The organism is Pseudarthrobacter albicanus (genome assembly GCF_018224015.1).
GTDB lineage: Bacteria > Actinomycetota > Actinomycetes > Actinomycetales > Micrococcaceae > Arthrobacter > Arthrobacter albicanus.
Map to the genome: position 1 here is coordinate 42,009 of NZ_JAGPOT010000046.1, position 25,207 is coordinate 67,215.

Sequence of the window (25,207 nt, forward strand, 5' to 3'; positions counted from 1 at the left end):
AGTACCGAATACTCGTGCCCGGGGTTGCTGGATGGAAAAAGCTTGGGAGCAAAAGTTTCTCTTTGAATGGCAGGTCTCCGATGCCCCCTATCCCGACGAAGGAAGCTCCCGGCCCCTCCACCATGGAAGGGGACCTGCCGCCGCGAGGCGTCCTTGAGGTCAGGCTCCTCGGTCCGCTGCGGATCAGGCGCGACGGCGCCGTCCTGGAAGCCGGTGAGCTCGGCGGTCCCAAGCCCCGGCAGATCCTGGAAATTCTCTTACTCAATCTCGGCACGCCAGTGTCCAAGGACCGTCTCATTGACGTCTTGTGGGACGGGCGGCCTCCGGCGGAGGCGCTTCCGACGCTGGAAAGCTACGTCAGCGTCCTGCGGCGTCATCTTCAGCCGGGCCAGGGCAAAGCCGGCCCCCTGCGGACAGTCACCGGCGGGTACATGATGGACCGTGCCCTTGTGGACCTTGACGTCAGCCGCTTCAACGACCTGCTGCACCGGGCCTCGCACTGCGGGCCCACGGAGGCCCTGGAGCTCCTGCAGGAAGCGCTGGATCTGGCATCTGCGCCCCTGCTCGGGGATGAGCTGCGCGCGTCCTGGGCGGAGAAAGAACGGGGCCGCCATGAGCCCCGGGTCTGCCGGGCCAGGGCGCTCGCCGCCGAATTGGCGCTGTCCCTGCACGAGCCCGACCGCGCAGTTGCCCTGGCCAGGGAGGCCCTGTCGGGCGACCACCTCAATGAGAAGGCCTGGACTTCGCTCGTCCTGGGGCTGGAGGAGTCCGGGCAGCCGCTGGAAGCGCTCCGGGCGTTTGAACAGTGCTGGCGGACCTTGGACCGGGAGTTGGGGTGCAGCCCGGGAGATCCGCTGCGCGCCGCGCATGCCCGCCTGTTGCGGCTGACCGGGGAAACCGGCACGCCGGTACCGGCACCCCTACCTGCAACCGGACCATCTGCAATCAGGCCCTTGGCAACCAGGCCCTTGGCAACCGTCACCCGGAGCGTACCGCCCGCCGACGGGACCGCCGTGGGGATCCTGATCGTAGATGACCACCGGACGTTCACTGAGCTGCTGGCCGGTGCACTGGACCGGGAGCCGGACTTCCGTACTGTCGGTTCGGCGGTTTCCGTGGAGAGCGGCGTGCGGTTGTGCCGTGAACTGGCACCCGACGTTGTCGTCATGGACTATCACTTGCCGGACGGTGACGGGCTCGCCGCGGCAATCCGCATTCTGCAGGACGCCCCGGATACCCGGATCATCATGCTGACGGGAGATCCGTCCCAGAATCTCCTCCGCCGGGCGGCGGGTATAGGAATATGCGGGTTCCTGCCCAAAGACGGCTCGCTGGCCACTATGCTCGACACTCTCCGGCATGCCCGGACAGGGAACATGGTGGTGCATCCATCATTAGTGGCACAGATGGGGGTCCGGGCCCCAGATCCGGCCGGGGCCCCCCTTGGGCCCCCCCTAAGTCCCCGCGAGCTGGACGTCCTGCGTCTGATGGCGGAAGGGCAGGAGATACGGGGGGTTGCAAACAGCCTCGGCATCTCGATCCACACCTGCCGCGGCTACGTCAAGACCATTTTTTCCAAGCTCGGCTCCCACTCGCAAAGCGAGGCGATGGCAGAGGCGGAACTGCGGGGCATCCTGAGCGTGAAATCCCATGTCCAGGCCTTCTGACGCGGCGAACGGTGCGACGCCGGGGCATCCGGGCGCGGCTGAACGGTTCCAGGTCCGGGCCGCCGTGGCGAAATTCCTCCTCATGGGCTTTCTTGCCCTGCTGGTTGTGGCGACTCCGGTCGCATTTTGGATCCGTGCGGCCGCGGAACGGCACGCGCTCGATAATGCCGTCCTCCTCACCGAGCGAGTGGCGGACTTGACCATCAAACCGCTGGTGAACGCAGCGGTGCTGGCCGGCGACGCCTCTGCGCTGGACGCATTGGACAGCGCCTTGCAGCCATGGCGCAGCAACGCCTCGGTGCTGCGCATGAAGGTCTGGGACGCGGATGGCCGTGTGGTGTATTCGGACGTGCGCTCGCTGGTGGGCCAGAGGTTCGACTTGCCGGAGTGGGGCCGGGACCTGTTGGCGGGGGGCCCGGGAACAGCGTCGCTGGAAAGCCAGCAGGAGCTGGAGAATGAGTACGAGTCAACCTCGGGAGAGCTGGTGGAGGTCTACGTCAGTTCGGCGGCTGCGGACGGTACCCGGCTGATCTTCGAGGCCTATTATGACGACGGCCCGGTGCGCGACGAACAACAGGCGGTCCTTTACAGCATGATTCCGCCCTTTCTGCTCTCGCTGGCGGCGCTGCAGCTCGCCCAGCTCCCCCCTGCGGTCCGGTTGGCCCGGGGGATCCAGTACCACCAGGCGACCCGTAACCGGTTGCTCAAGCGTGCTGTCGAGGCCTCGGATCTGGAACGCCGGAGGATCGCACGTGACCTGCACGATGAAGTGATCCAGGACCTGTCCGGGCTGGGCTACGCACTTGAATCCGAACAGCTCCACGGTCCGCCCGAGCAGCAGTCCATGCTCAGCGGAGCCCGAAAAATACTGCAGCACAGCGTCCGGGCACTGCGGGCCATGACGAGCGAGCTTTATCCGCCCGATCTTGAACAACTGGGGCTCAAGACGTCCTTGGAACGGCTCGTGGAGCCACATCAGGAACGCGGTCTCGCCGTGCGCCTGTTCATTCCCGACGATGCCCGGCTGGACGGCGGCTCTTCGGCGTTGCTCTACCGTGTGGCCCGGGAAGCACTGTCAAACAGTGCCAAACACTCCGGCGCAACCGCGGTGGTGCTTTCACTGCGGACGGAGCAGCACGGCTCGGAAATCAGCATTTCGGACAATGGTCAGGGATTCGACAATACGCGGAGCTCGGCCGACGGCCACCTGGGCCTCCGGATTCTCAAGGACACCATCCGGGAAGCCGGCGGAGCCCTGGAGATCCTCAGCTCCCCCGGCGTCGGCACCACGGTTACAGCGCGGCTGTTCTCCCGCCTTCCGGCGGCCCGCTGACTGTTGGCGCGTGTTCACAGGTTTCTTCCAAGGTCGGTGCACCGGGAGCAGGATATCCCCAAGCTGGGTGCTGCAGTCTCGGATTACCGGACAAAGAGAGGAGATCGGCTATGTCCATTTCACGCCGTCAGGTTCTGTTGATCGGGGGGTTGGGAGTCCTCGGCGCAGGTGGCGCCATGTTGCCCACCGGGTCCGTCGAGGCCAAGTCAGCCAGCCGGATCAGTTCCCAGGAGATGCCCCGCCCATTTCAGGCAGATTTTGTCCAGGCTCCGATTCTTCAGCCCCAGACCACCGGCACTGACCCCCGGGACGGATCGCCCGTCAACTACTACACCTTGACGGAAAAGGCCGCCATGACAAACATCCTGCCCCGACTGCGAACACCCATCCTTGGCTACAACGGCATATTCCCCGGACCCACGATCAGCCTGGACCAGGGAACAAAAGCCGTGCTCAGGATACGGAACAAGTTGCCGGCCGTGCACGCACTGGACGGGCACGCCCTGTCCACGTCCACCCACCTGCATGGTTCGGCATCGCGGCCGCAATACGACGGCTACGCCAGTGATATCACCAACCCGGGGTTCTACAAGGACTACCACTACCCCAACTTCCAGCCGGCGCGCACGCTTTGGTACCACGACCACGGTGTCCACTTCACCGCATTGAACGCCTATTCCGGGCTCGCGGCGCAGTACCACATGCATGATCCGATGGAACGGGAGCTTCTCCCTCAAGGCCGCTTCGACGTCGCGCTGACGGTCAGCGACGCCATGTTCGCGGCAGATGGGTCCCTGGGCTACGACGACAACACCCACTCGGGGCTCTGGGGGGATGTGATCCTGGTCAACGGTAAGCCCTGGCCGGTCATGAAGGTGCAGAAACGCGTCTACCGCTTCCGGGTACTGAACTGCTCCATCTCACGCTCGCTGCGGCCGGCGCTCAGCACCGCCGATCCCGTGGTGGTGGTGGGTACGGATGGGGGTTTGATCCCGGTGGCGCAGACCGTGGCGGACTGGCGGCATGGTGGAGCGGAGCGCTATGAGATCCTGATCGATTTCCGGAAGTACAAGACGGGGCAGCGGATCGAACTTCGCAACCTGTCCAACAGGAACAATGTGGACTACGACTTCACCAACAAGATCATGGCGTTTGACGTCACGGACGAGCCTGTGGACATTTCGGACCCCACCTGGAACCGGATCCCGACCACGCTCACCACCAGCGAAGCCATGTCGCTGCGGACGGGGCAATCCGTGGCAACGCGGAAATTCCGGGTCATGAGGAATGACAGCACCGGGATATGGACCATCAACGATGACAGCTGGCAGGACGTGATCGCCAGCGCTTACAAGAAAGTCTGTGCCGAACCAGCACTCAACTCGGTGGAAATCTGGGAAATCGAAAATAAATCGGGCGGCTGGTTCCACCCCATCCACATCCACCTGGTGGACTTCCAGATCCTGAGCCGCAACGGAAAGGCATCCTTCGCCTACGAGCACGGGCCCAAGGATGTGGTGTACGTGGGTGAAGGCGAGACGGTGCGCCTGCTGATGAAGTTCACGCCCCATAAAGGCCTCTACATGATGCACTGCCACAACCTGCCGCACGAGGACCACGACATGATGGTCCAGTTCCGGGTGGGCCTGAAGGAAAACGACTTCGACGTGGATGATCCCATGACGGCGGCCAAAGCGGCCTGGGACGATGAGCCGGAGTGAACGCGAGGGGACCGGGCATGGCAGGCGGGCGCTCCCGCGCCGCGCCCGGCGTTGGACAACGGTGCCGTCAGACACAGGCCGCCGCGCCCGGCTCCTCGCGGCCACGCTGATTCCTGTCCTGGCCGTTCTTGCTGTCCGCAGTTGGCTGGTGGAGCCTGTGACCGTCTCGTCGGACAGCATGGCCCCGACCATTCCGTCGGGCAGCGTTGTGCTTCTCTACAAGCCGGCAGCTGCTGCAGGCTGGATCCGCAATGGCGTGGTGGTGGCCTTCGGCAGCCCGATCGACGGCCGGACCGTTATCAAGCGCGTCATTGCGGGGGCGGGGCAGCGCATAGCCATCCGGGACTCGGAATTGTTCGTCGATGATGTCGCCGTCGTTGAGCCGTTCGTCGACCACAGCCGCATTGACGCCACTTACTTCGGACCCGTGACGGTGCCGGCCGGAAGCGTCTTTGTCCTGGGGGACAACCGCGGCGTATCGATTGATTCCAGAGACTTCGGAGCTGTGCCGTTGACATCGATCCAGGGCACCCTGCTGACGGGCCAGAAATAGCCACGGTCGTGGCGTGCAGCAGCCGGCCTCTTGCTGTCCGGTGGTCCCAGGGTGTCAAATCCTTACAGAAGGCTCCAGCAACCCACGAACGCCGATGATGGCGACGACGCCAGGAGGTACTCATGCCGGCGAAAGGCGCAAAAGTCCCGGTCCGGAATCCCGGCCGGGGCACCTCTGACCTCCGACGATCCGATGCTTCCGACGCAGCGCCGCCGGAGCGGCCGGAAAAGATCCGCAACGTTGCGCTCGTTGGCCGTTCAGGATCAGGCAAGACGATGCTGACCGAGGCGCTGCTCGCCGCCACCGGCGCGATTTCCCGCAAGGGCTCCATCGCCGACGGCACCACCGTGAGCGACTCCGATCCGTCCGCGATCCACCAACAACGCTCCGTCTCGCTCTCGGTGGTGCCTGTGGCCGTCGACGGCGTCAAGGTGAACCTGCTCGACACCCCCGGCTATACGGATTTCACCGGCGAACTGCGTGCCGGGCTGCGTGCGGCGGACGCGGCGTTGTTTGTCGTGTCGGCGATTGACGACATCGACGCGGCGACGACGGCGCTCTGGGCCGAGTGCGAGCGGCTCCGGATGCCGCGGGCGGTGGTGATCAGCCGGCTCGACCACCCCCGGGCGGACTTCGAGGCCGCTCTCGCCAGATGCCGCGCCGCCTTCGGCGATTCGGTGTTGCCGCTCCACCTGCCGGTCCGTGCCGGCGGCGCCGTGACGGGACTGTTGGGGCTGCTGTCGGGCACCGTTTCGCACCACGATCCGGGAGCCCCGGCGACCGCCAACCGGAACGCGGACGACGTCGAACGTGCGGCGTCGGAGGCCGCACGGGGCGCGCTGATCGAAGGGATCATCGCGGAGAGCGAGGACGAGACGCTCATGGACCGTTATCTCGGCGGCGAGGAAATCGCTCCGGAGGTCCTGGTCAGCGATCTGGAAACGGCGGTCTCCCGCGGGTCCTTTTATCCGGTCCTGGCCACCTCGGCAGAGACCGGCGTCGGGCTGGCGGAGCTGCTGGAAGTCCTGAGCGGGGCCTTCCCGTCCCCGGTCGAGCGGGAGCTGCCGGCCGTGACCGGCCTCGACGGCACGCCGGCCGGACGGCTGAGCTGTGATCCCGCCGGCGCGCTGCTCGGCGAGGTGGTGCGCACCACCATCGACCCATTCCTGGGCCGCGTGTGCCTGGTCCGGGTCTTTTCGGGCACGCTGCGGGAAGACTCCGCCGTGCATGTGGTCGGCCACGGCCTGGCGGACAGGGGCCATGAGGACCATGACAGCGACGAGCGGATCGCGCACCTGTATTCCCCGCTGGGATCCGGCCTGCGTCCGGTGCCGTACTGCGTGGCAGGCGACATCTGCGCGCTCCCCAGATTGGGAACCGCGGAGACCGGCGACACCATTTCGGCCAGGGAGACGCCGCTGCTGATCGAGCCATGGGACATGCCCGAACCGCTGCTGCCTGTTGCGGTCGAAGCGGCCTCGCACGGGGATGAGGATGCCCTGGCCAAGAGCCTCGGCAAGGTCACTGCCGGTGACCCGACACTCCGGGTGGAACGCAATTCAGAAACCCACCAGCTGGTCTTGTGGTGCATGGGCGAGGCCCACGCCGAGGTGGTCCTGGGCAGGCTGCGCGACCAGGGCGTGAACCTGCAGACCGTTGAGGTGGTGACGCCGCTGCGGGAGACCTTCACTACCGCGGCGGCCGGCCACGGACGGCATATCAAACAGTCCGGGGGCCACGGCCAATATGCCGTCTGCGACATCGAGGTCGCGCCGCTCGAACGCGGCGCCGGGTTCGAATTCGTCGACAAGACCGTCGGCGGGGTCATCCCCGGGCCTTTCATCACCTCGGTGGAGAAAGGGGTGCGGTCGCAGATGCAGAAAGGGGTGTCCGCAGGATTCCCGGTGGTGGACATCAAGGTGACCCTGGTCGGCGGCAAGACCCACAGTGTCGACTCCTCGGATGCGGCCTTTCAGGCCGCAGGGGCGCTGGCGCTGCGGGAGGCCGCCGCCGCCACCCGCATCCAGCTGCTGGAACCGGTCTCCGCCGTGACGATCAGCGTCTCGGACGACTATGTGGGGGCGGTCATGAGTGATTTGTCCTCCCGCCGCGGACGTCTGACGGGAACATCATCCGTCGGGGGAGAGGGCACCGAAATCAGCGCCGAAGTTCCGGACCAGGAACTCTTGCGGTACGGGATCGAGTTGCGGGCGCTGACCGCGGGCAGCGGCCGCTTCCGCCGGAGCTACCTGCGGCACGAACCGGTGCCCGCCACCGCCACCCCTCCTGCCACGAGGACCTGACGGCCGGGTTGCCGATGGCGGAACACTGCTCAGGGAAGCGGACGGAAGGCAGCGCGGCCATGGGAGCGTTCAGTGCGGAGCCAACTCGTCGCCGGCCCGACGCCGGGGGAGCCTGGCCAGGGTCCTGACCGCCACGAGGGTCACGGCTTTCAGGAGGAGAATCACCAGCTGAACCGCGCCTGCCGAGAGCAGGAGCAGGACAAAGGTGATGAGGGAGGGCAGGAACATAAGAAAAATAACGCTGATTGTCACGATGTAGCCGAGGGCGTAACCGACGATAGTCGCCTGATCCACTGGAATCCCGTCAACAGCCGGATGAGTGGCTCCGGATGCCTGCTGCTGAGACCCGTTGCAGCATTGGGTGATATGGCCCCCGGCCGCTTTCGCAGTCTGAAACCACCGCGCGGGAGTTGTGATGCGCGCGCCGCTGGTGCACCGGGTTTCCGGTGGACCGGGTGCGGGCGCCTATGCGGGCCGGTCAGTGATGGCCGACGGGAGTGGTTCCGAACATGAGGGTTTTCCGGCGGACGTCGTAGAAGACGGTCTCCGCGGTCGACAGGAGATCCTGCAGGTTGTCTGCGTCCTCGGCGTCGATGGTCAGGATTTCTTCCGAGGCGCCTTCATCCAGCACGAGCTGCAGCGTCCACGTGCCCGGGCTGCCGGCTTCTCCGGCTATCCAGCTGAACTGGTAGTGGCTGAGCTGGCGGACTTTGATGCTGGCATCGGTGATTGGCTGTTTTGGGGTAGGGCTCATTTTCGCTTCCTTGCCGGCTGCACACACGGCACAGCCTCGTCGCTGGAACGTCGGAACGCTGGATATCCGGACGCCTGCCCACACCCGCGGCAAAGAGACCGTCCGGACCAAATGTAGCCCCGTGCCGGGGCCAAGTAAATGACGTGGCAGCTGCCGACGGCGGCTGCCATATCTGTGCGGGGAGCTCACCACGCCTCGCAGCTGCCGGCGTGCGGCAAGCAGCCCCAGCGGCGGTGAGCGGAGGTGCACCAGGACCGGCACCATCGGGTTCCCACAAGCCCGCATCACCGAAGACGAAGCCTGTCCCCGTGCGGCCCCGGATGAGTGCCAATGCGCCTAAGATGAGTGGAATGAACCTGAAAAGCGCGGTGGTGCCTCCCGACGGAGCGGCGCAGAAGCTTCCGGCCCAGGCGCAATCACAGACGCTGTCCCGTGGGATCCGCGTGCTGGAGTTGCTTTCTGACACCCAGTCGCCCATGACGATTGCGGAGATTTCCGAGAGGTCGGGGCTTCATCGATCGATTGCCTACCGCATCCTTCGGACCCTTGAGGACCATTCTCTGGTGGCACGCGATGACTCCGGAAAGTTCCAGTGCGGCCCAGGCCTGGCCGCTCTGGCGCGGGGAGTGGCCCGGGACCTGCAGTCCGCTGCGCTTCCCGTACTCACCGCGCTGGCGGGCCACCTGCAGATGACGGCCTTCATTGCCGTTTGGGACCAGCGCCAGTGTGTGACACTCGTGGCCGTTGAGCCGCCGCACGGCGAAGGCACACTGGTGCAGCGGCCCGGCACCAGGCACTCCTTCAGTGCCGGGGCTCCCGGCATCGCCATTCAGTCCGCCCTCACCGAAGCGGAATGGGAGACGCTGGCGCCCGGGCAGCCCTACCGTGAGGAGTCCCGCGCGGCCGCCCTGCGGGGTTATGCGCTCAGCCGGGACGAAGTAATCCCGGGCGTAAGCTCCGTCGGTGCGCCGATCCGGGTGCCCGGGCAGCTGCCGGCTGCACTCGCCGTGGTGTATCTTCGCAGCGGGTTGTCCGGCGACGAGGTCGGCGCCAGGGTCAGGAAAGCCGCCGCGGCCATCGAGGACGCCCTGCACTGAAGCCAGGCAGACCGCCGTCGTCCGCCGGCGCCAGGCGCAACCTTCGCCTTTCCGGGGCGGGCTCGTCAGCCCTGGACCCGTTGGCGATAGTGCCGTGGGGTTTCGCCTGCGTCGTTGAGGAAGTGCCGGTTGAAATTGGACAGGTTCGAGAAACCGACTTCATAGCAAATCTCGGCGATGGCTTTGTTGCTGCGCTCCAGCAGGCGTCGTGCATGGGCCAGACGAAGTTTGCGGACCAAGTCGCTGAAGTTCTGGCCGGTGGCGCGTTTGAAGTATTTCGAGAACGTCGGCTCGGACATTCCCACCAGGACGGCGGCCTCGGACATCTTGACGCTGCCGGCATGATTGCTGAACACGTACTCGAGGACCAGGTCCACCACAGCCGCAGCCTGGCCGTCCAGTTGCGGCCTGAACCATTCGTCGGCAAGGTAACGCCGTTCTTCCTGCGGTGCCCGCGCAAGAATCGCAAACAGCTCCAAGAGGTGGTGAAGCCGCTCCAGCCCTGTGGAGGCGCCCATCGCCTCGACGGCTGCGGCTGCAGCCTCGGCCGAGTGCCCCAGGAACTCGATCCCGCGTGCGGATTGTTCCAACAGGGGCTTGACCTCGGCCAGTTCAGGAAGGATGGAGGCCGCTTGCTGGACCCATTTCGCGTCGAACTGGATCACAGCATCCCGTCGCTCCAGCTTTTCTCCGGGCTCCAGGTCGCTGACCCAGTCGTGTGGCAGACCCGATCCCACCAGAGCCACATGCCCGGCCTCGAAAGTGCCGATGTGGTCTCCTACGATGAATTTGCCGGTGCCCTTCCGGATCAGGTGGATCTCGTATTCAGGATGGTAGTTCCAGCGCGCCAGCGGGCTGGGGTAGTCATGCTCGTGCCACCGGACCGAATGGTTCGGGTCGGCCGGAATGACCTCCCGGTTCGCGCGCATGCCCAGCAGCCTTTCGGCAAGCCGGGCCGCTGCGCCGTCGCCCGGGTCCGCAGCGCTCATAGTGGTTCTCCCTGCGTCCAGCTTGTGAAATAGGGACAGCACCTTAGGTGCCTTCCCTTAGATTAGCGCCTACCGCGGGGGACCGTTGAGGAAAATTCGTATCAGAAATTGGCAACCAGGGCGCTAGTTGTGCCCTATGCCACAGGCCTAATGTTGAGGAACATCAGCGCGGCACATCGGATTCCCGATCTTACGCCCCGCTCCAGTCCGGTACCTCGACACGGCAGTCGGAGTGGCAGCATTGCACCCCCTGAAGAACAAAGGAGTCCTTTAATGCGCGCAAAAGTACGCGTCGCCTCGTTGGCCGCAGGTGCCCTGTGCGTGGCCCTCAGCGCCTCGGCCTGTGCAGGGGCCGGCGGAGGCAATTCGGCAGGAGACCCGAACAGCATCAATGTCCTGATGGTCAACAACCCCCAGATGGAGGACCTGCAGCGACTCACCGCGGATAACTTCACCAAGGAAACCGGCATCAAGGTCAACTACACGATCCTGCCGGAGAACGACGTCCGCGCCAAGATCAGCCAGGAGTTCTCAAGCCAGGCCGGCCAGTACGACATTGCGTCGCTCTCCAATTATGAAATTCCGTTCTACTCCGCCAACGGCTGGCTGGCACCCCTGGACGCTGTGGCCAAGGATGCCGAGTTCAACCAGCCGGACATCCTGCCGGCCTATACGGCGTCGCTGACGGGCAGGGACGGCAAGCTCTACGGCGAACCGTTCTACGGCGAGTCCTCCTTCCTGATGTATCGGAAAGACATTCTCGACGCCAAGGGACTCACGATGCCGGAGAAGCCGACCTGGGACGAAGTCGCCGCACTGGCCGCCCAGGCGGACGGCGCAGCGCCCGGCATGAAGGGCATCTGCCTGCGCGGCCAGCCCGGCTGGGGCCAGGTCTTCGCGCCGCTGACCACGGTGGTCAACACCTTCGGCGGAACATGGTTCGACAAGGCCTGGAACGCAAAGGTCAACGCTCCGGAATTCACCGCAGCGACCGAGTTCTACACCAAGCTGGTGCGCGACCATGGTGAAGCGGGTGCCGCCCAGGCCGGGTTCACCGAATGCCTGAACAACATGAGCCAGGGCAAGGTCGCCATGTGGTATGACGCCACCTCCGCTGCCGGCGCTTTGGAAGCCGATGCGTCCCCCGTGAAGGGCAAGATCGGCTACGCCCAGGCCCCGGTGAAGGAAACCAAGTCCTCGGGCTGGCTGTGGACCTGGTCATGGGCTGTGCAGGCGGCTTCCAAGAAACATGATGCTGCCGGGAAGTTCATCGCCTGGGCCAGTTCGAGGAAGTATGAGGAACTGGTCGCGTCCAGGCTCGGCTGGGCCAAGGTTCCGTCCGGCAAGCGCATTTCCACCTACGAGAATGCCGAGTTCCAGAAGGCCGCACCGTTCTTCAAGGCAGAACGCTCTGCCATTGAGAACGCCGATCCGAAGAACCCCGGTGTGCAGGAACGCCCGGCTGACGGCATCCAGTTCGTCGGCATTCCCGAGTTCGCTGCCCTGGGCACCAGAGTGTCCCAGGGTGTCAGCTCCGCCATCGCCGGCCAGGGCTCTGTCGCCGACGCGCTGGCCAAGGGCCAGGAAGCCGCACAAAAAATCGGCGACAAGTACAAGAAGTAACAACCTAACCGCAGGAGAACATCATGACTACCGCAACGGCGCGCATCTCCCGCCCGGGACGCAGCGCACCACAACCTTCCAGGCACGCCAGATCGCGGGAACGGGCTCTGGCCTGGGCGCGGCGTGCACCGCTGCTGCCGGCCCTGATCTTTCTCATCATCGTCACCCAGCTTCCGTTCGTGATGACCCTGATCATTTCGTTCCTGAACTGGAACAGCCTGAGCCCGGACAAGACCCCCAGACGGACCTGCTGTCCCAGGCACCTTTGATGGCCATCATCATCTCCCTGGTCTGGCAGTGGACACCGTTCATGATGCTCATCCTGCTCGCCGGCCTCCAGTCCCGTCCCATGGACACGGTCGAAGCCGCCCAAATGGACGGCGCAAGTCCTTGGGATATTTTCCGCCACCTCACGCTGCCGCACCTGCGGCAGTACCTGGAACTCGGCGGACTGCTCGGAGCCATCTACATCGTGCAGAACTTCGACGCCGTTTTCACCCTCACCTCCGGCGGCCTGGGCACGGCCAACCTGCCCTACGCCATCTACGAGACGTTCTACTTCGCCAACGAATATGGCCTGGCGTCCGCCGCCGGCGTCGTGGTGGTCATCGGCACCATCATCGTGGCGACCTTCGCACTCCGCACCGTATTCTCGCTCTTCAAGAAGGAGGCAGCACGATGAGCACCCTCACCCCAACCGCGCCCCGGGCATCGGTCCCCGGCCCCGCCGCCCTCACGACCGGTTCACGGCGCCGAGGCAAGTCGCGCATGGACCCCACCCGGAACAATACGGCCGCCGGGATCGCAGCCTGGCTGCTGGCCCTGCTATTCGCGGTACCGGTCCTATGGATGATCCTGACCTCGTTCCACTCGGAAACGGACGCCGCGGCGAACCCGCCCTCCGTCGCCGCCAACCTCACCCTGGACGCGTATAAGGAGTTCTTCGGGGCAAGCTCCGGCGTCAGCCCGTGGCCGTCGCTGATCAACTCCGCCACCGCCTCGATCTTCTCCACCGTGCTGGTTCTGCTGCTGGCCATCCCGGCAGCGTACGCGCTGTCCATCCGTCCGGTGAAGAAGTGGACGGACGTCATGTTCTTCTTCCTCTCCACGAAGATGATGCCCGTGGTCGCCGCGGTCCTGCCCCTCTACCTTTTCGCCAAAAATGCCGGGGCGCTGGATAACATCTGGTTCCTGGGCCTGATGTATACCTCGATGAACCTGCCCATCGCTGTGTGGATGATGCGCTCCTTCCTCGACGAAGTGCCGGTCGAGATGCTGGAGGCAGCCCAGATCGACGGCGCGGGCCTGTTGCTGACGCTCCGGAAGGTCGTCGCCCCAGTGGCGATGCCCGGCATCGCAGCCACCGCCCTGATCTGCTTCATCTTCAGCTGGAACGAACTCCTCCTGGCCCGGGTCCTCACCGGAGTCGTGGCCGGCACCGCCCCCGTTTTCCTCACCGGCTTCGTCTCCAGCCAAGGACTGTTCCTTGCCAAGGTCTGCGCGGCCGCGGTCGTGGTCTCCCTGCCGGTGCTGTTCGCCGGCTTCGCCGCCCAGGACAAACTCGTCCAGGGCCTCTCCCTCGGCGCTGTCAAATAACCGGTCACCGCCCCTTCGATTCTCAAAGGATTACTTCGATGACAACATCAACCGCACGGCCCCAAACGCTCGGACAGCCCGAGGTACCAGACACGATGCGCGCCGCTGTCCTGAAGCGCCAGGGCGACATGACGATGGAAACCCTGCCAGTCCCGCAGCTGGAGGCGGATCAGGTCCTGGTGCAGGTCGCCGCCGTCGGCGTCTGCGGCAGCGACGTCCATTATTACGAGCACGGCCGGATCGGCGACTACGTCGTGGACCACCCGCTGATCCTCGGCCACGAACTCTCCGGACGGGTCGCCGCCGTCGGAAGCGCCGTTGACCCCGCGCGCATCGGCAAGCGGGTCGCCGTCGAACCCCAGCGGCCCTGCCGCAAATGCAAGCAGTGCAAGGTCGGCCGGTACAACCTCTGCCCCGACATCGAGTTCTACGCCACCCCACCGATCGACGGGGCCTTCGCCGAATACGTGACCATCCAGGGCGACTTCGCCTACGACATCCCGGACAGCGTCAGCGACGAGGCGGCCGCCCTCATCGAGCCGCTGTCCGTCGGGCTCTGGGCATGCGAGCGCGCCGACATCCGGCCGGGCAGCCGCGTGCTGATCGCCGGAGCCGGCCCGATCGGCATCATCGCCGCCCAGGCCGCCCGCGCCTTCGGCGCAACTGAAATCTACATCACCGACATCGCCGAGGACCGGCTGGCCTTCGCCCTGGACCACGGCGCAACCCACGCGCTCAACGCCAGGACCGACAGCGTCGAAGGACTGGACGTCGATGCCTTCATCGACGCCTCCGGCGCCCCGCAGGCCGTCCGCTCCGGCATCAAGGCCGTGGGACCGGCCGGCCGGGTCATCCTGGTGGGGCTCGGGGCCGACGACGTCGAGCTCCCCGTCTCCTACATCCAGAACCGGGAGATCTGGCTCTCCGGCGTGTTCCGCTACACCAACACCTGGCCGCTGGCCATCCAGCTGATCGCCGACGGCAAGGTGGACCTGGACATCCTGGTCACCGGCAAGTTCGCCCTGGCCGAATCTGAAGCAGCGCTCAAGGCAGGCAAGCAGGCCGGACAGCTCAAAGCCGTCGTTTACCCGGGCCGCTGATGCACGCCACGGCTGCCGGGCAGTCCCCGCCCCGACCCGCCATCGGGAACACCATCCTGACTGTCATCGGCGAATCCCTCGTAGACATCATCAGTGATCCCCGCGGGCCGGCGGCAACCCAGGCCCATCCCGGCGGAAGCCCCCTCAACGTGGCCGTGGGGGCTGCTCGCCTGGGCCTGCAGACGAGCCTGGTGACCCACTACGCCGAAGACCGGCACGGGCTCATGATCGAAGAACACCTGCGCTCGAACGGCGTTCAGGTGATCAACGGCGGAAGCAGTCCGACGTCGACGGCCCTCGCCATGCTGGGTCCCGGCGGTGCCGCTGAGTACGCCTTCTCCATCACCTGGGAGATCAACGGGGCGTCCCTGCCTGCCCTGGCGGCCGTCGAAGCGTCCACCCACGTGCACACGGGATCAATCGCTACCCTGCTCGCGCCGGGCGACCAGACCACCCTCGTCCTCGTGGAGGCGGCCCGTGAGCACGCGACCATCAGCTATGACCCCAACTGCCGGCCAGCAATCAGCCCCGATGCGGCCGCGGCGCGCCAGCAGGCCGAAGTGTTGGTGGCCGCCAGCGACATCGTCAAAGCCAGCGACGAAGATCTGAGCTGGCTTTACCCGGGACCGGCCCCCGGAGGAAACCCTGGAAGCCTGGCAGGAACTCGGGCCGGCGATCATAGCCCTGACCCGCGGAGCCGCCGGGCCGGTCATCCTCTCCGGCAAGGGGCGGGTGGAGGTGGCAGCCGAACCCATCACCGTCGCAGATACCGTGGGCGCCGGCGACTCCTTCATGGCCGGTCTCATCTCAGGGCTCGCCCAACTGGAAGCGCTCGGGGACGGAGGCAGAGAACGGCTGCGGACCCTGACCCTGGATCAGCTGCATGCACTCGCCGCCCACGCCAACCGCGCCGCGGCGATCACCTGCTCCCGGCAGGGTGCCGACCCGGCCCGGTCGGCGGAACTCGGTCCGCGGCCCGTCGCGTCAGCCTCCCAGGAGCGCTGAAAGCATGCCAGCCCTGAACAACACGACAGTTGCCACGGCCCCCGTCTCCTTGGCCACACCCGGCTACGACCGATCAGGGCTGACCGCACGCATCGTCCACTTCGGCATCGGCGGCTGCGCTCAGCTCCCGCGGTCCAGCTCCCATGCGATCCTCTCGCGCAGGTCGGCGTACTCCGGCGGGACGAGTTCGATCAGCAGGCGCTCCACTGTCCGGCCCGGATCGTCCAGTCCTCGGCCCCGCCCGGCTACCGTCCCGTTCCAGGCCCGCCAAGGGACGCCGTCGAGGGTGTAGCGGAACCCCCGGTACCCGAGCCCGGGGGGCTCGGCGGCCGGGTCTTCTCGCTCAGGCAGTTCTCGCTGCAGCGCCCGGACGCGCTGCTCCTGATCGGCGTCGAGCCGCCACCGCGGGTTCGCTCGCCCGCTGAAGACGTCGAGCTCGACGAGCATTGGGACACCTCAATTGATGACGACCGACCGGCCTGCGTAGAAGTATCCGCAGAAGTCCGTGTACCCACCACGTGCACACGTCTCGGGGTCGGTGATGACAGCGTTGCTGTTGTCGGTGTTCCGGGCCGCAGTGGGGCCCGGCTTGTGACCCCAGAAGCCACCGCGCTGGTGGCGGTACCAATGGTAGTCCCAGCCGGGGTCGACGACCAGCGCCATGAGCCGGCGCGGCCACTCCTCGACGGGCAGGCAGTCGCACCGATGCATGAGCCCGTCGGCCATCGCCGCCGCGGTCACGGGTCCGCACCCCATCGTTGAGGTCTGCGCCCCGTGGGCGCGGCCCGGCTGGGCGAAGGTGTCGGTGCGCCAGTTGCGAGCGTAGTTGTAGCAGTTGTTGTGTGGCCGGACGGCGGGCACGTTCCAGAAGTCCGGGTTGAACTGGCTCACCTCGTACTCGCAGTTCTCGCAACGCTCGTCCCGCACGGTGGTGCGCAGGGGGTGTACGGCGGCCACGTGAACCAGGAGATCGTCGGAGGGTTCGCGAGGTGCTCGCGGAGCCGCTGGCGGATGAGGTCTAGGAGCTCGGTGGTCAGGGGGGTCAAGGTGTGCGCGACGAGCTGAACCTCCCTGTGTCGCTCCATCGACTCCACTACTCTCAGCGCCAGCTCCCCGGACGCCTGGAAGTCCTCGGCCGCGACGGACGCGAGGGCGAAGTCGCGGGGCACGCCGCGGCGCTCGAGCGGCACGTCCTCGAGGCTCGTGACCCGGATCTCCCGGAATCCCAGCCCCAGGTAGCCGCTCGCCGGGCGTGCCGCGACGCCTTCGTGCGAGGCGACGGCGTCGAGGAGCTCCTCGACGGTCCCGCTGTCGGTGATGATCCATTCCGGGTTCGGGCGGCCCGAGAAGATGTCGACTTGGATGCGCAGCATTGTCCTTCTTCCGATGCGTCGAGTAGCCGGTCGTTGAGGAGCTGTTCCGCGGCTTGCCGGGCGGCCCGGCGCCGCTGCCGGAACGGGGTGGACCACCCGGCCCCGGCCCGGCGGCGTAGACGTCGGCCGGGCTGTTGCCGACCCGCGCGACGCCGATCGCGGGGTGGATTTTGTAGACGGTGGGTATGGCGCGGTCCCCCTGCCGCAGTAGTGAGTAGTAGTGATCGGCACAGTGATACACCGGCGACCGTTACACCGGCGTTACTGGGGCGCCGCCAGTCCTTTCACTGCCGAGGGTCTTGGACCAAGGCCGGACCTCACGGACGAAGGTGTAATCGTGTGCGGTCAGCATGGCCGAGTCGGGCACGAGGGCAGCAACCCGTTCGGGTGCTCCACAGCGAACGCGTGAGCAACATACGTGCCGTACGAGGAGCCGTACAGGACTGCCGGAGGCACTTGTTCTGCTCCCAGGACGGCGCGGATGTCCTCGACCACTGGCCGGAGCCACATGTCATCGGCAGTCAGATCGACCTCAGCGGTTGTCCGCCGCGAGAGCCCGACGCCACGGTGCCCGATCATGATCACGTCCACCCGGTGACGCTTTGCCCAGCTTCGCAGGGCCGCGTACGGCGCGACGGAAGCCAGACCAGGGCCGCCCGGGCTGGTCAGAATCGGAGTGCGACTGCGCACTGAGCCCGTGCGGGTGCAGCTCAGGTGCCGCCGCAGATGGGACTCCTGCCTCCTGCGGTTCCTCTCACCCCTGGGATGGGAACACATCAACCTCACCGGCGACTACACCTGGCCGCGCGCCAACCACATCAAACCCGGCAAATACAGGCGGCCCGGCCAGTTCGCAGTCCGTCCCGGAACACATAGCAAACGATATGCGACAGGGAAGGCCTGGCTATCCGCCGAATGGGACTCCAGTTACGAGGCTCGCGGTCCCTTGGGCGGGATTTCCTGGATGATCCACCGGTTGCCGTCCGGATCACTGAAATAGGCGAAGGCAAAGCCCCCCATGTCATGGGCCTCACTCACGGGGGCTCCGCGGCGGAGCAACTCGCTCCGGGCCACACCCATGTCGGACACCACGAGTTGGAGGCCTTCGAGGCTGCCCGGGGTCATGCTGTGCATACCGGTTCCGATGACGATCGAGGCGGACGAGCCTGGCGGAGTAAGCTGGACCACCCGCATTCCGGGGATGTGTTCGACGTCGTGATCGAGTACGAAGCCGACCTTGTCCGTGTAGAAGGCTTTGGCCCGGTCCACGTCCGAGACGGGCACCTGGACGACCTCGAGGCGAAGTTCCATGTCCGTCACCCTACGGCATGGGCAGCGCATTGACTGGTCTCACAACCCCAGGGTTGAAAGAAATTTTCCAGGCGACGCTGAGCCATGTGATTTTCTATTCAGAATGGCGGTTCCAGCTGAGGCCGATGACGAGGATTGAACGGCCCTTGACGACGTCGTCCGTGATGTTGCCAAGACTAAGGCGCTTCACAGGCCAGGTTCACGGACTGTTCACCCGCACCTGATTACATGGATGAATGGATGCGAACGCCGCAAGTGACTACGATGCCGAACCGCCGGTCCATCGGGCCAACTTGAGCCCCGGACAGCAAGTGAGGGTCCGCGAATCCGGCCGCCCAGCGGGAAGCGGTGTCATCGACAACATAACACCGGACGGATCCGTTGTGTGGATCTGGATCCGCGGGCACTCTCCGCGCCGAATGTACCTGGCCGGTGATCCAGTACAAATTCTCCCGGAACTGGAAAACCCTGACGCCTTTAGCCATCCAGCCCAAAGTGGAACCCGAGTTCGGTTTCGTCCTGAAGGAAACGCTCCAGGGCCAGGGCTGACGTTGGAACAGGCAGCGGCCGACATCGGCAACCGGCCGATTCAGGCTCTTGCTTGTGCCCGGAGGTGTTGGCGGAGGCCTGGAATGGCGAAGTCGACCTTGCCATGGCCGGTGGGTTCGATGAGGCCGGCGGCCACGAGTCTTGACCGGTAGTTTGCGACCAGGTTTGTCTTGGCTCCGAGGCGGCGTCCGATGTCTCCGGCGGTTGAGTGTCCGTCATCCTGAGCCACGGCGTGCTGGAAGTCCATGTCCTTGGGGAGGCGGCGGCGAGGGCGGCTTCTATGACGGTGCGGGCGTGGCGTCGATGCGCTGCCTCGCTGGCACGCTGGACTTCTTCCTCCAATGGCGCGCCTTCCCAGACGCAGCCCGTATCGAACTTATCCAACAGCCCGGCGCGTCCGAGAATTTGCGGCGGGCGGCTCCGGCCGAAGGGCGGATCGGATTCTCCATGGACCGTGCTCCTATGAGTGCCTGTGTATCTTGGGAGTTTCCAAGGATTGCTGTGAGTGGATATGGGCTTTGTGAGTCTGGTCCGCCTGTATAGGAGCCGCACCGCGGTACAGGAGTTGGCCGGACGCTTGCTGCACGAAAATGGCGTCGAATGCTTGGATGCAGTGTTCGCCAGGCTGGAGGCTGTCGGCTGCCTCGACAAACTGGACTGACCGCCACCGCCTGGCTCGCCGCCATGCGCTGATTGATGATATTTCGGGTGAGGAAGCCCAGGAAACCGTCCGGGGGTGCAACCCATCGAGCGTCCTAGATGTCCGCAAGTGTCAGCGCCGGCGGCGAACTTCCGTCGATGTCCAGCACGCCGAACTCCTTCGCAACCGCGGCGGCGACAAGCACCTGGCCGGTCCGCGCCATCAGGTTCGGATCGTGGAACAGCGCGTTGATCACGCGGCCGATGAACTCAGGGCTTTCGCTGGTCGAGAGATCGAAAGTGCCACTTTTCGCCGCTGCCAGGACGGCCTCGGTTCGAACCAGACCGGGGTAGAGCGAGATTACCGGGATAGCGAACGGTTTCAGCTCGACGGCCATGTCGGACGTCATCTTGTCCGTCGCCGCCTTTGCGATGCCGTAGATCGTGTTGCCGAGGTGACGCTGCGCCGACCAGAAGCTGATGTTGATGATCAAGCCGCGGTGCCGCGGCGTCATCATGCGCGCCGCGTGCGCCGAACACACAAATGCCGCCCGCACGCCGGCGTCCATCATGCCGGTCCAGCGATGCGGCGGTTGATCCCAAAACGGCGCAGGCCATGTGAACGCGCCGCCTTCGAACATCTTCTCGTAGCCGCCCCAGGCGCAATTGACGAGGAGATCGAGGCCGCCGCACTCGGACCGGATCGCTTCAAACACGCGCGCGGTCTCTTCGTCTTTGAGATGGTCGCAGCGCAGGCGCCGTATCTCCCGAGGCAGGTCCGTCTGGTCGATCGAGCGGCCCGAGCCGTAAACGCGAAACCCCGCTGCCAGAAGGCCAAGTGCGATGCCCCGGCCGACGCCTCGGCTCGCACCGGTCACGAGCGCAACGTTTCCCGTCGGCGCTTCATTGCATTCGCGTTCGTTGGTCATGCTCAGCGGCCCCCGCCTACCTTCCGTTCCCGCGATCGCCATGATACGCGGGAGCTGGCGCCTTGGGCCAGCGGCGCACGCACCCTATCCCTTGACGAACGCCCAGAAGCGATGATGATCCGCGGCGGTTTGGATCGTCAGCCTCCCTGCTTAACCTTGGTACAGTCCTGCCGTGGCGGTGGCAACGTCCCGCATCACGGCCTGCGCCTCGAGCGGCCTTGTGACACGGAGGTTGGCACCGAATTGAAGCAGCTGACGCACGGCCTCCACCTGGTCGTAGACCACGGTGATCTCGACCCGGCCAGCGTCCAGTGGTTTACTGCCGGTGAGCCGGGAGCCCAGGATCCGCCGCGCGAGGTCGAGCCTGTCGTCCGCCAGCGTTGCGGTGACAGTGATGCCGTTGCGGTTCTCAACCGATGCGCTCAGGTGCCGGCTCACGCTGGCCAGCGACTCACCCTGGCGCAGGGATCGGCCATCTGACAGGACCTCCCAACTCTGGACCCTTTCCAGCGAATACAGCCGCGGCGCGCCGTTGATATCGGCCACCAGGTACCAGCGGCCCGCCTTCGCAAGGAGACCGTACGGGTCAACTGTGCGCCATGAGGCGCCCCGCTCGGCGCTGCCCCGATAGAGTATCCGCAAACGTCGGCCGGTTTGCAGATCCCTGCCGAGGCCGGCGACGCCGGCACCGTGGGTCTCGGGGCTGAACCAGGGCATGTTATCCACGACGACCAACGCGGACAACGGCAACAAGGAGTGACCGGCCCCTGGACGGCGCAACGCGAGCTTCCGGTGGGCGGTGCGCGTCGGTGCGTCGACGCCGAGCTGGCGTGCCTGCCCGGGGTCCAGACCCAGCAGTTTCAAGGCATCGATCTCAGTCGGGCTGAATTTGGATACGTCAAGTTGCGACCCGGGCAGCAGAACCACGCCGCCGTAGCGGCCGCGCTCGGCGAACACCGGCACGTCGGCGTCGGCCAGGGTGGTCACGTCCCGCAGAACCGTCCGCACCGATACGTCCAACTCGTCAGCCAAGTCAGCAGCGGTCATGCGGTGACGGGTCTGGAGCAGCAACATCATCGAGAGCAGGCGCTGTGACTTCATTTCATAATTATTGATCCATACCGGACATAGGGTGTCATGTATTGCTGTCAGGCTGGCTACGGCCAGAAAACCTCAACGCAGGAGCTTCCCCATGACTACCCCGAACCTCTTCCTCATCTACGTCACAGACGTCGAGCGCGCCACGCGCTTCTACAGCGACCTGTTCGATATGGCGCCAGTCGCCGTCACACCCCGCTACGTCCCATTCGAGGTCGCCCCGGGCGTGTTTTTCGCCCTGTGGTCTGGCCGCGGCGACACCGTCACGGCGGCGACGCCCCGCACCAGCGAGGTGGGTCTCATGCTGTCGGGTTCAAAGGCGGCCGTGGACGACTGCTACACCAAATGGACGGCCAAGGGGGTCACCGTGGTCGAAGAACCGCACGAAGACGTCTTCGGACGAACCTTCGTGATCGCTGATCCTGACGGAAACCTCATCCGCGTTTCCCCCGTCGACTGACGGACGCCCAGGGGCCGGTTCCATTCAGAAACGCTGCTGCGTGTAACCGGGGCCGGATCCTCGACCGGCCCGGGTTTCACGATTGGACAGTGGCAGTCGCGGTTGCGAACGCTTATCCCGTTTGGGGGTCCTTCATCAACGAGATACGTGCCGCCGAAGGATGCCGGATCGCGATCGCTGTGTTTCGGCGACCAGCCGATTCCCATAGAGCCGCCTGCAAAAATGCCCGGAGTGCCTTTCGTGGGACGGCGTTGTCTGTTTCATCGAGAGTAGGTCCGGCGCAAGCCCCTTGGGTGCCTGCTGTCCCGCATAGCTGGACACCTTTTGTTGCGGCTGTCACATGGCAGGGTTCTGGAACCGAAAAAACCGCCTTTCCGGTACAGCCGGGGCTGTACCGGAAAGCCGGTTTCCATTGGTCCGCGGGCTATCGGCGGTGCTGGTGGACGAGCGTGCGCCCGTAGTCGTTGCCGTTGGGGGTGCGCATGACGGTGTCGATGTGGAAGGGCTGCGGGTCATCGTTGTTCAGGAACACACCGCAGTGATGGTCCAGCTCAAGGACGACGACGGGACTCTGGAGGCGGTAGTAGAAGACGTCACCCTCTCCGAAGCCTCCGATCCAGGAGAACCAGGTGTCCTGTAGCGGGCGGAGATTTCACGCCGGCGTGCGGCCGCGGGCCTCTCGGGGAGGTAGGCGGTGAAGTCTTCCACGATGGCATCGACGAGGGCGCGGGAGTTCTCATCCATTTCGCCGACCCGGATCCCGTCGTAGGGATGACGCGGTTGTCCTGGAAGGCGCGGCCAAGTGGCGTTCGTCGCCTGGGTGGACACGGCCTTCGGGCATGGCCGGGTCGACCATTTCCCGGAATGTCTGTGCTTTCTGCTGCAGGGGTGCGGGCAGGGACTGCATGAGTTCCCGGCCCAGGCGGATCCTGTCTTCGAAGACGACGGCGCCCTGGTAGGGTCCTTCGTCGATGCAGTTGGGTTCGGCGCCGAAGAACACCGGGGTCATGACCATCCGGGTACCGGCGACGAGGCAGTTGATGGCCAGGTGGTGGCCGAACAGCTGCCAGCCCCACGGCTCGGTCTCTGGCGGGTCGCCGTAGAGTGTTCTGGTCTGGTCATCCCCGTTCTCCAGCCGCAGACCGGTGTCGTGCTGCATGAATTCCGGGTTGCCCAGCTCTGCCATTGCTCGGAATCGACGGGGAAGGACACCTGGCCGCAGCCGCAGCCCTGACGTCCTTGGGGGTGCGCTTCAGAACCGGCAGCCTTGGGGGCGCCCATCATCGGCATCCTGGGTATGACCGGTGACTGGCAGCGCCGGGACACCATGACGTTCTTCGCCCTGGTCTCCCGCCGATGGAAGATCTTCGTGGCAAAGATTGCCGGCACCCTCATCGTTTCCCTGGCGATCGTCCTCGGCGTCGTTACACTGTCGCTGCTGCTGTCCGCGCTGCTCGTGCCCGCCATGGGCTCGGCTGGGCAGCCGGAGACCTCGGCAAAGCCACATGGCTGCTGCTGTGGGCGACGGTCCTTGGCTCCGTGTCCGGAGCCGGAATCTCTTCGGCGCTTCTGTCCGCCCCGCTGACGATGGTCTTCATCATCTTGCAGACCCTGCTCTTCGATACCCTCATCGGTCTCATTCCGGGCGGCAGTGCCCCGTTCCTGCAGACGGCCAGCCTGATTAATTCGCTGACCGACGGAACACCGGCGGCACCAGCGCTGACGTCGCTGGTCCTGTGGATCCTCCTGCCGCTGGGGATCGGGTTCTGGCGCAACCAGCGCAAAGAGGTGGCCTGAAAGCGGCACCTTGAATAGATTGCCACACAGTCTAGTCGGTGTTAAGTTCTACTCATGAGCGATGATCCGAAGTGGCCCAGCGACTGGACCCGGGCTGTCCTGGCACCGTGCATCCTGCAGCTGGTACGCAACCGGAACGAGACTTACGGCTACCAGCTTGTCCAGGAGCTGGATGCGCGGGGCCTCCCGGGCATCGTCGGCGGCACCGTTTACCCGGTACTCAACCGGCTCGAGACCGAAGGGCGACTCCGCTCCGAATGGCGCGAAGGCAACGGAGGCCCCGGCCGCAAGTTCTACAGCATCACCCCCGAAGGGGAAACCTGGCTGCGCGAGACCTCCGGCGCCTGGCAGGACTTCACGGCAAGGGTATCGGCTGTACTGACGTTGGAAGGATACCCGGCATGACCACCTTGGAGTACCTTAAATCCCTGGCGCTGGGACTCCGCCAGCGCAAGCTCAGCGAGAACCAGGTCGCCGATGTGCTCCGGGAACTCCAGAGCCACCTGCAGGAGACGGGTGCGCGTCCTGAGGATGCTTTCGGCAGCCCCAAGGAGTACGCAGAGTGGTTCCCGAAGGGGCACACGGTTTCCCGCGGATCCAAGGTCGGCTACCTTGCTGCCGCCGTGCTGATGGTCCTGATCGGCGTGAAGGTCTTCACTGGCCAGGTCCTCGGCATATCCCTCGGCTTCCCCGGGACATTGATCTATCTTGGGGCGACAGTCCTCGTGACATTCGCCCTGATCGCGTGGAGCAATGTGCTGCAGCGGCAGCTTCCCGAACGGATAGCCGAGGATCTCAACCGGCAGAAGTAGACCGCCAGGGTCCAGGGCTATGCGCCCTACGCACCCGACTCGCCGCCGTCCTCGGCAAAGAACGCCAGGCCGCCCAACCGCCTCGGCCCTGAGGATCAACAACTCGGTCAGGGACATGTCACCGACGAGAAATCCCAGCACATCCGGTGTCTTCGCAAGACCGGTTCCAGATAAGACTGAACAACAAGATCCAAACCATGACCCGGCGATCCTACGGATTCCACACACCCGAAGCGGCCCTGGCCTTGATCATGCTCGCCTGCGGACCAGTCAGAATCGAACTCCCATACCAGAAATAACGGAACCCACATTCAAGTCAGGAGAGCCCAAATTCAGGCCATTACCACCAACGGCCAAGGCTTGGCGTGGGTTCAGGCTCGTAGGAGGCTGCGGGCGGCGGTGGTGATGTGGCGGGCGGAGATGCCGGCGGCGTCGAGCAGTTCCTGGGGTTTGCCGGAGGCGGGCAGTGATTTGACGGCGAGTAGGACGGCGTGGAGT

Annotated in this window: 26 protein-coding genes and 3 pseudogenes; 17 read left to right on the forward strand and 12 right to left on the reverse strand. The window is 65.3% G+C overall.

Annotated features, from left to right (window positions below; translation table 11 throughout):
• The first annotated feature begins 80 nt into the window (after positions 1 to 80).
• The 5 genes from J9611_RS11765 to J9611_RS11785 all read left to right on the forward strand — a co-directional run bounded on the left by J9611_RS11765 (position 81) and on the right by J9611_RS11785 (position 7,577).
• Positions 81 to 1,667: a response regulator gene (locus J9611_RS11765; protein ID WP_211880375.1), complete on the forward strand. Its 1,587-nt coding sequence runs from the start codon at positions 81 to 83 to the stop codon at positions 1,665 to 1,667.
• Positions 1,651 to 3,000, forward strand: coding sequence for a sensor histidine kinase (locus J9611_RS11770; RefSeq protein WP_211880377.1), 1,350 nt, complete (start codon positions 1,651 to 1,653; stop codon positions 2,998 to 3,000). Before J9611_RS11765 ends, J9611_RS11770 begins: the two co-directional genes overlap by 17 nt.
• Before the next feature lie 176 nt (positions 3,001 to 3,176).
• Positions 3,177 to 4,721 carry a multicopper oxidase family protein gene (locus J9611_RS11775; RefSeq protein WP_246527695.1) on the forward strand — a complete coding sequence of 515 codons (1,545 nt, stop codon included), beginning with the start codon at positions 3,177 to 3,179 and terminating at the stop codon, positions 4,719 to 4,721.
• A 61-nt stretch (positions 4,722 to 4,782) separates the two neighbouring features.
• Positions 4,783 to 5,274 (forward strand): signal peptidase I, encoded by a 492-nt coding sequence (gene lepB / locus J9611_RS11780; RefSeq protein WP_307857082.1) that lies wholly within the window; start codon positions 4,783 to 4,785, stop codon positions 5,272 to 5,274.
• 122 nt (positions 5,275 to 5,396) lie between these two features.
• A complete protein-coding gene (locus J9611_RS11785; RefSeq protein WP_211880382.1) occupies positions 5,397 to 7,577 on the forward strand; it encodes an elongation factor G-like protein EF-G2 in 2,181 nt (726 codons plus the stop codon).
• 69 nt (positions 7,578 to 7,646) lie between these two features.
• Here J9611_RS11785 and J9611_RS11790 read toward each other — a convergent pair whose 3' ends face one another.
• Positions 7,647 to 7,871, reverse strand: coding sequence for a hypothetical protein (locus tag J9611_RS11790; protein WP_211880383.1), 225 nt, complete (start codon positions 7,869 to 7,871; stop codon positions 7,647 to 7,649).
• Positions 7,872 to 8,055: 184 nt separating this feature from the next.
• Positions 8,056 to 8,331: a hypothetical protein gene (locus tag J9611_RS11795; RefSeq protein ID WP_211880384.1), complete on the reverse strand. Its 276-nt coding sequence runs from the start codon at positions 8,329 to 8,331 to the stop codon at positions 8,056 to 8,058.
• 350 nt (positions 8,332 to 8,681) lie between these two features.
• Here J9611_RS11795 and J9611_RS11800 point away from each other — a divergent pair, with 350 nt between their 5' ends.
• The gene (locus tag J9611_RS11800) at positions 8,682 to 9,428 is read left to right on the forward strand and encodes an IclR family transcriptional regulator (protein WP_372447785.1); all 747 of its coding nucleotides are present in this window, start codon (positions 8,682 to 8,684) and stop codon (positions 9,426 to 9,428) included.
• A 65-nt stretch (positions 9,429 to 9,493) separates the two neighbouring features.
• Here J9611_RS11800 and J9611_RS11805 read toward each other — a convergent pair whose 3' ends face one another.
• Complete coding sequence (locus J9611_RS11805; RefSeq protein WP_211880388.1) at positions 9,494 to 10,417, reverse strand: AraC family transcriptional regulator; 924 nt, start codon at positions 10,415 to 10,417, stop codon at positions 9,494 to 9,496.
• Positions 10,418 to 10,690: 273 nt separating this feature from the next.
• Here J9611_RS11805 and J9611_RS11810 point away from each other — a divergent pair, with 273 nt between their 5' ends.
• The 6 genes and pseudogenes from J9611_RS11810 to J9611_RS22505 all read left to right on the forward strand — a co-directional run bounded on the left by J9611_RS11810 (position 10,691) and on the right by J9611_RS22505 (position 15,741).
• Entirely contained in the window at positions 10,691 to 12,040 is a 1,350-nt protein-coding gene (locus J9611_RS11810; RefSeq protein WP_211880390.1) for an ABC transporter substrate-binding protein, read from the forward strand.
• Between the two features lie 23 nt (positions 12,041 to 12,063).
• Positions 12,064 to 12,722, forward strand: a pseudogene (locus J9611_RS11815) (carbohydrate ABC transporter permease).
• Entirely contained in the window at positions 12,719 to 13,636 is a 918-nt protein-coding gene (locus J9611_RS11820; protein ID WP_211880392.1) for a carbohydrate ABC transporter permease, read from the forward strand. Before J9611_RS11815 ends, J9611_RS11820 begins: the two are co-directional and overlap by 4 nt.
• 38 nt (positions 13,637 to 13,674) lie before the next feature.
• Positions 13,675 to 14,736 (forward strand): NAD(P)-dependent alcohol dehydrogenase, encoded by a 1,062-nt coding sequence (locus J9611_RS11825; RefSeq protein ID WP_211880394.1) that lies wholly within the window; start codon positions 13,675 to 13,677, stop codon positions 14,734 to 14,736.
• Positions 14,736 to 15,293 (forward strand): annotated as a pseudogene (locus J9611_RS22500) (PfkB family carbohydrate kinase); the annotation flags it as partial. The gene J9611_RS11825 and the pseudogene J9611_RS22500, both read left to right, overlap by 1 nt.
• A 127-nt stretch (positions 15,294 to 15,420) precedes the next feature.
• Positions 15,421 to 15,741, forward strand: coding sequence for a PfkB family carbohydrate kinase (locus J9611_RS22505; protein WP_307857084.1), 321 nt, complete (start codon positions 15,421 to 15,423; stop codon positions 15,739 to 15,741).
• Positions 15,742 to 15,861: 120 nt separating this feature from the next.
• Here J9611_RS22505 and J9611_RS11835 read toward each other — a convergent pair whose 3' ends face one another.
• The 8 genes from J9611_RS11835 to J9611_RS11870 all read right to left on the reverse strand — a co-directional run bounded on the left by J9611_RS11835 (position 15,862) and on the right by J9611_RS11870 (position 21,643).
• Positions 15,862 to 16,188, reverse strand: a complete 327-nt coding sequence (locus J9611_RS11835; RefSeq protein ID WP_211880396.1) for a hypothetical protein — start codon at positions 16,186 to 16,188, stop codon at positions 15,862 to 15,864.
• 9 nt (positions 16,189 to 16,197) lie between these two features.
• A complete protein-coding gene (locus J9611_RS11840; protein WP_211880397.1) occupies positions 16,198 to 16,632 on the reverse strand; it encodes a hypothetical protein in 435 nt (144 codons plus the stop codon).
• On the reverse strand, positions 16,629 to 17,114 hold the full coding sequence (locus tag J9611_RS11845; RefSeq protein ID WP_211880400.1) for a hypothetical protein: 486 nt from the start codon (positions 17,112 to 17,114) through the stop codon (positions 16,629 to 16,631). Before J9611_RS11845 ends, J9611_RS11840 begins: the two co-directional genes overlap by 4 nt.
• Before the next feature lie 345 nt (positions 17,115 to 17,459).
• Positions 17,460 to 17,891: an alpha/beta fold hydrolase gene (locus tag J9611_RS22750; protein ID WP_372447786.1), complete on the reverse strand. Its 432-nt coding sequence runs from the start codon at positions 17,889 to 17,891 to the stop codon at positions 17,460 to 17,462.
• 150 nt (positions 17,892 to 18,041) lie between these two features.
• Entirely contained in the window at positions 18,042 to 18,425 is a 384-nt protein-coding gene (locus tag J9611_RS11855) for a VOC family protein (RefSeq protein ID WP_211880404.1), read from the reverse strand.
• Positions 18,426 to 19,014: 589 nt separating this feature from the next.
• Positions 19,015 to 19,221: a DUF8462 domain-containing protein gene (locus J9611_RS11860; RefSeq protein WP_211880406.1), complete on the reverse strand. Its 207-nt coding sequence runs from the start codon at positions 19,219 to 19,221 to the stop codon at positions 19,015 to 19,017.
• A 508-nt stretch (positions 19,222 to 19,729) separates the two neighbouring features.
• Positions 19,730 to 20,542, reverse strand: coding sequence for an SDR family NAD(P)-dependent oxidoreductase (locus J9611_RS11865; RefSeq protein ID WP_211880408.1), 813 nt, complete (start codon positions 20,540 to 20,542; stop codon positions 19,730 to 19,732).
• A gap of 150 nt (positions 20,543 to 20,692) precedes the next feature.
• Positions 20,693 to 21,643 carry a helix-turn-helix transcriptional regulator gene (locus tag J9611_RS11870; RefSeq protein WP_211880410.1) on the reverse strand — a complete coding sequence of 317 codons (951 nt, stop codon included), beginning with the start codon at positions 21,641 to 21,643 and terminating at the stop codon, positions 20,693 to 20,695.
• A 91-nt stretch (positions 21,644 to 21,734) separates the two neighbouring features.
• On the opposite strand from J9611_RS11870, the gene J9611_RS11875 reads away from it, so the two are divergent.
• Positions 21,735 to 22,100, forward strand: coding sequence for a VOC family protein (locus tag J9611_RS11875; protein ID WP_211880412.1), 366 nt, complete (start codon positions 21,735 to 21,737; stop codon positions 22,098 to 22,100).
• A gap of 424 nt (positions 22,101 to 22,524) precedes the next feature.
• On the opposite strand, the pseudogene J9611_RS22755 reads toward J9611_RS11875, so the two are convergent.
• Positions 22,525 to 23,286: pseudogene (locus J9611_RS22755) on the reverse strand (DUF3500 domain-containing protein).
• A gap of 81 nt (positions 23,287 to 23,367) precedes the next feature.
• Here J9611_RS22755 and J9611_RS21880 point away from each other — a divergent pair.
• Genes J9611_RS21880 through J9611_RS11895 form a run of 4 tightly spaced genes read left to right on the forward strand, consistent with a single transcriptional unit; the run spans position 23,368 to position 24,709 of the window.
• On the forward strand, positions 23,368 to 23,685 hold the full coding sequence (locus tag J9611_RS21880; RefSeq protein ID WP_246527697.1) for a hypothetical protein: 318 nt from the start codon (positions 23,368 to 23,370) through the stop codon (positions 23,683 to 23,685).
• A gap of 2 nt (positions 23,686 to 23,687) precedes the next feature.
• Positions 23,688 to 23,897: a hypothetical protein gene (locus J9611_RS11885; RefSeq protein WP_246527698.1), complete on the forward strand. Its 210-nt coding sequence runs from the start codon at positions 23,688 to 23,690 to the stop codon at positions 23,895 to 23,897.
• A gap of 54 nt (positions 23,898 to 23,951) precedes the next feature.
• On the forward strand, positions 23,952 to 24,302 hold the full coding sequence (locus tag J9611_RS11890) for a PadR family transcriptional regulator (protein ID WP_211880416.1): 351 nt from the start codon (positions 23,952 to 23,954) through the stop codon (positions 24,300 to 24,302).
• Positions 24,299 to 24,709: an HAAS signaling domain-containing protein gene (locus J9611_RS11895; RefSeq protein WP_211880418.1), complete on the forward strand. Its 411-nt coding sequence runs from the start codon at positions 24,299 to 24,301 to the stop codon at positions 24,707 to 24,709. Before J9611_RS11890 ends, J9611_RS11895 begins: the two co-directional genes overlap by 4 nt.
• The last annotated feature ends 498 nt before the right edge of the window (positions 24,710 to 25,207 follow it).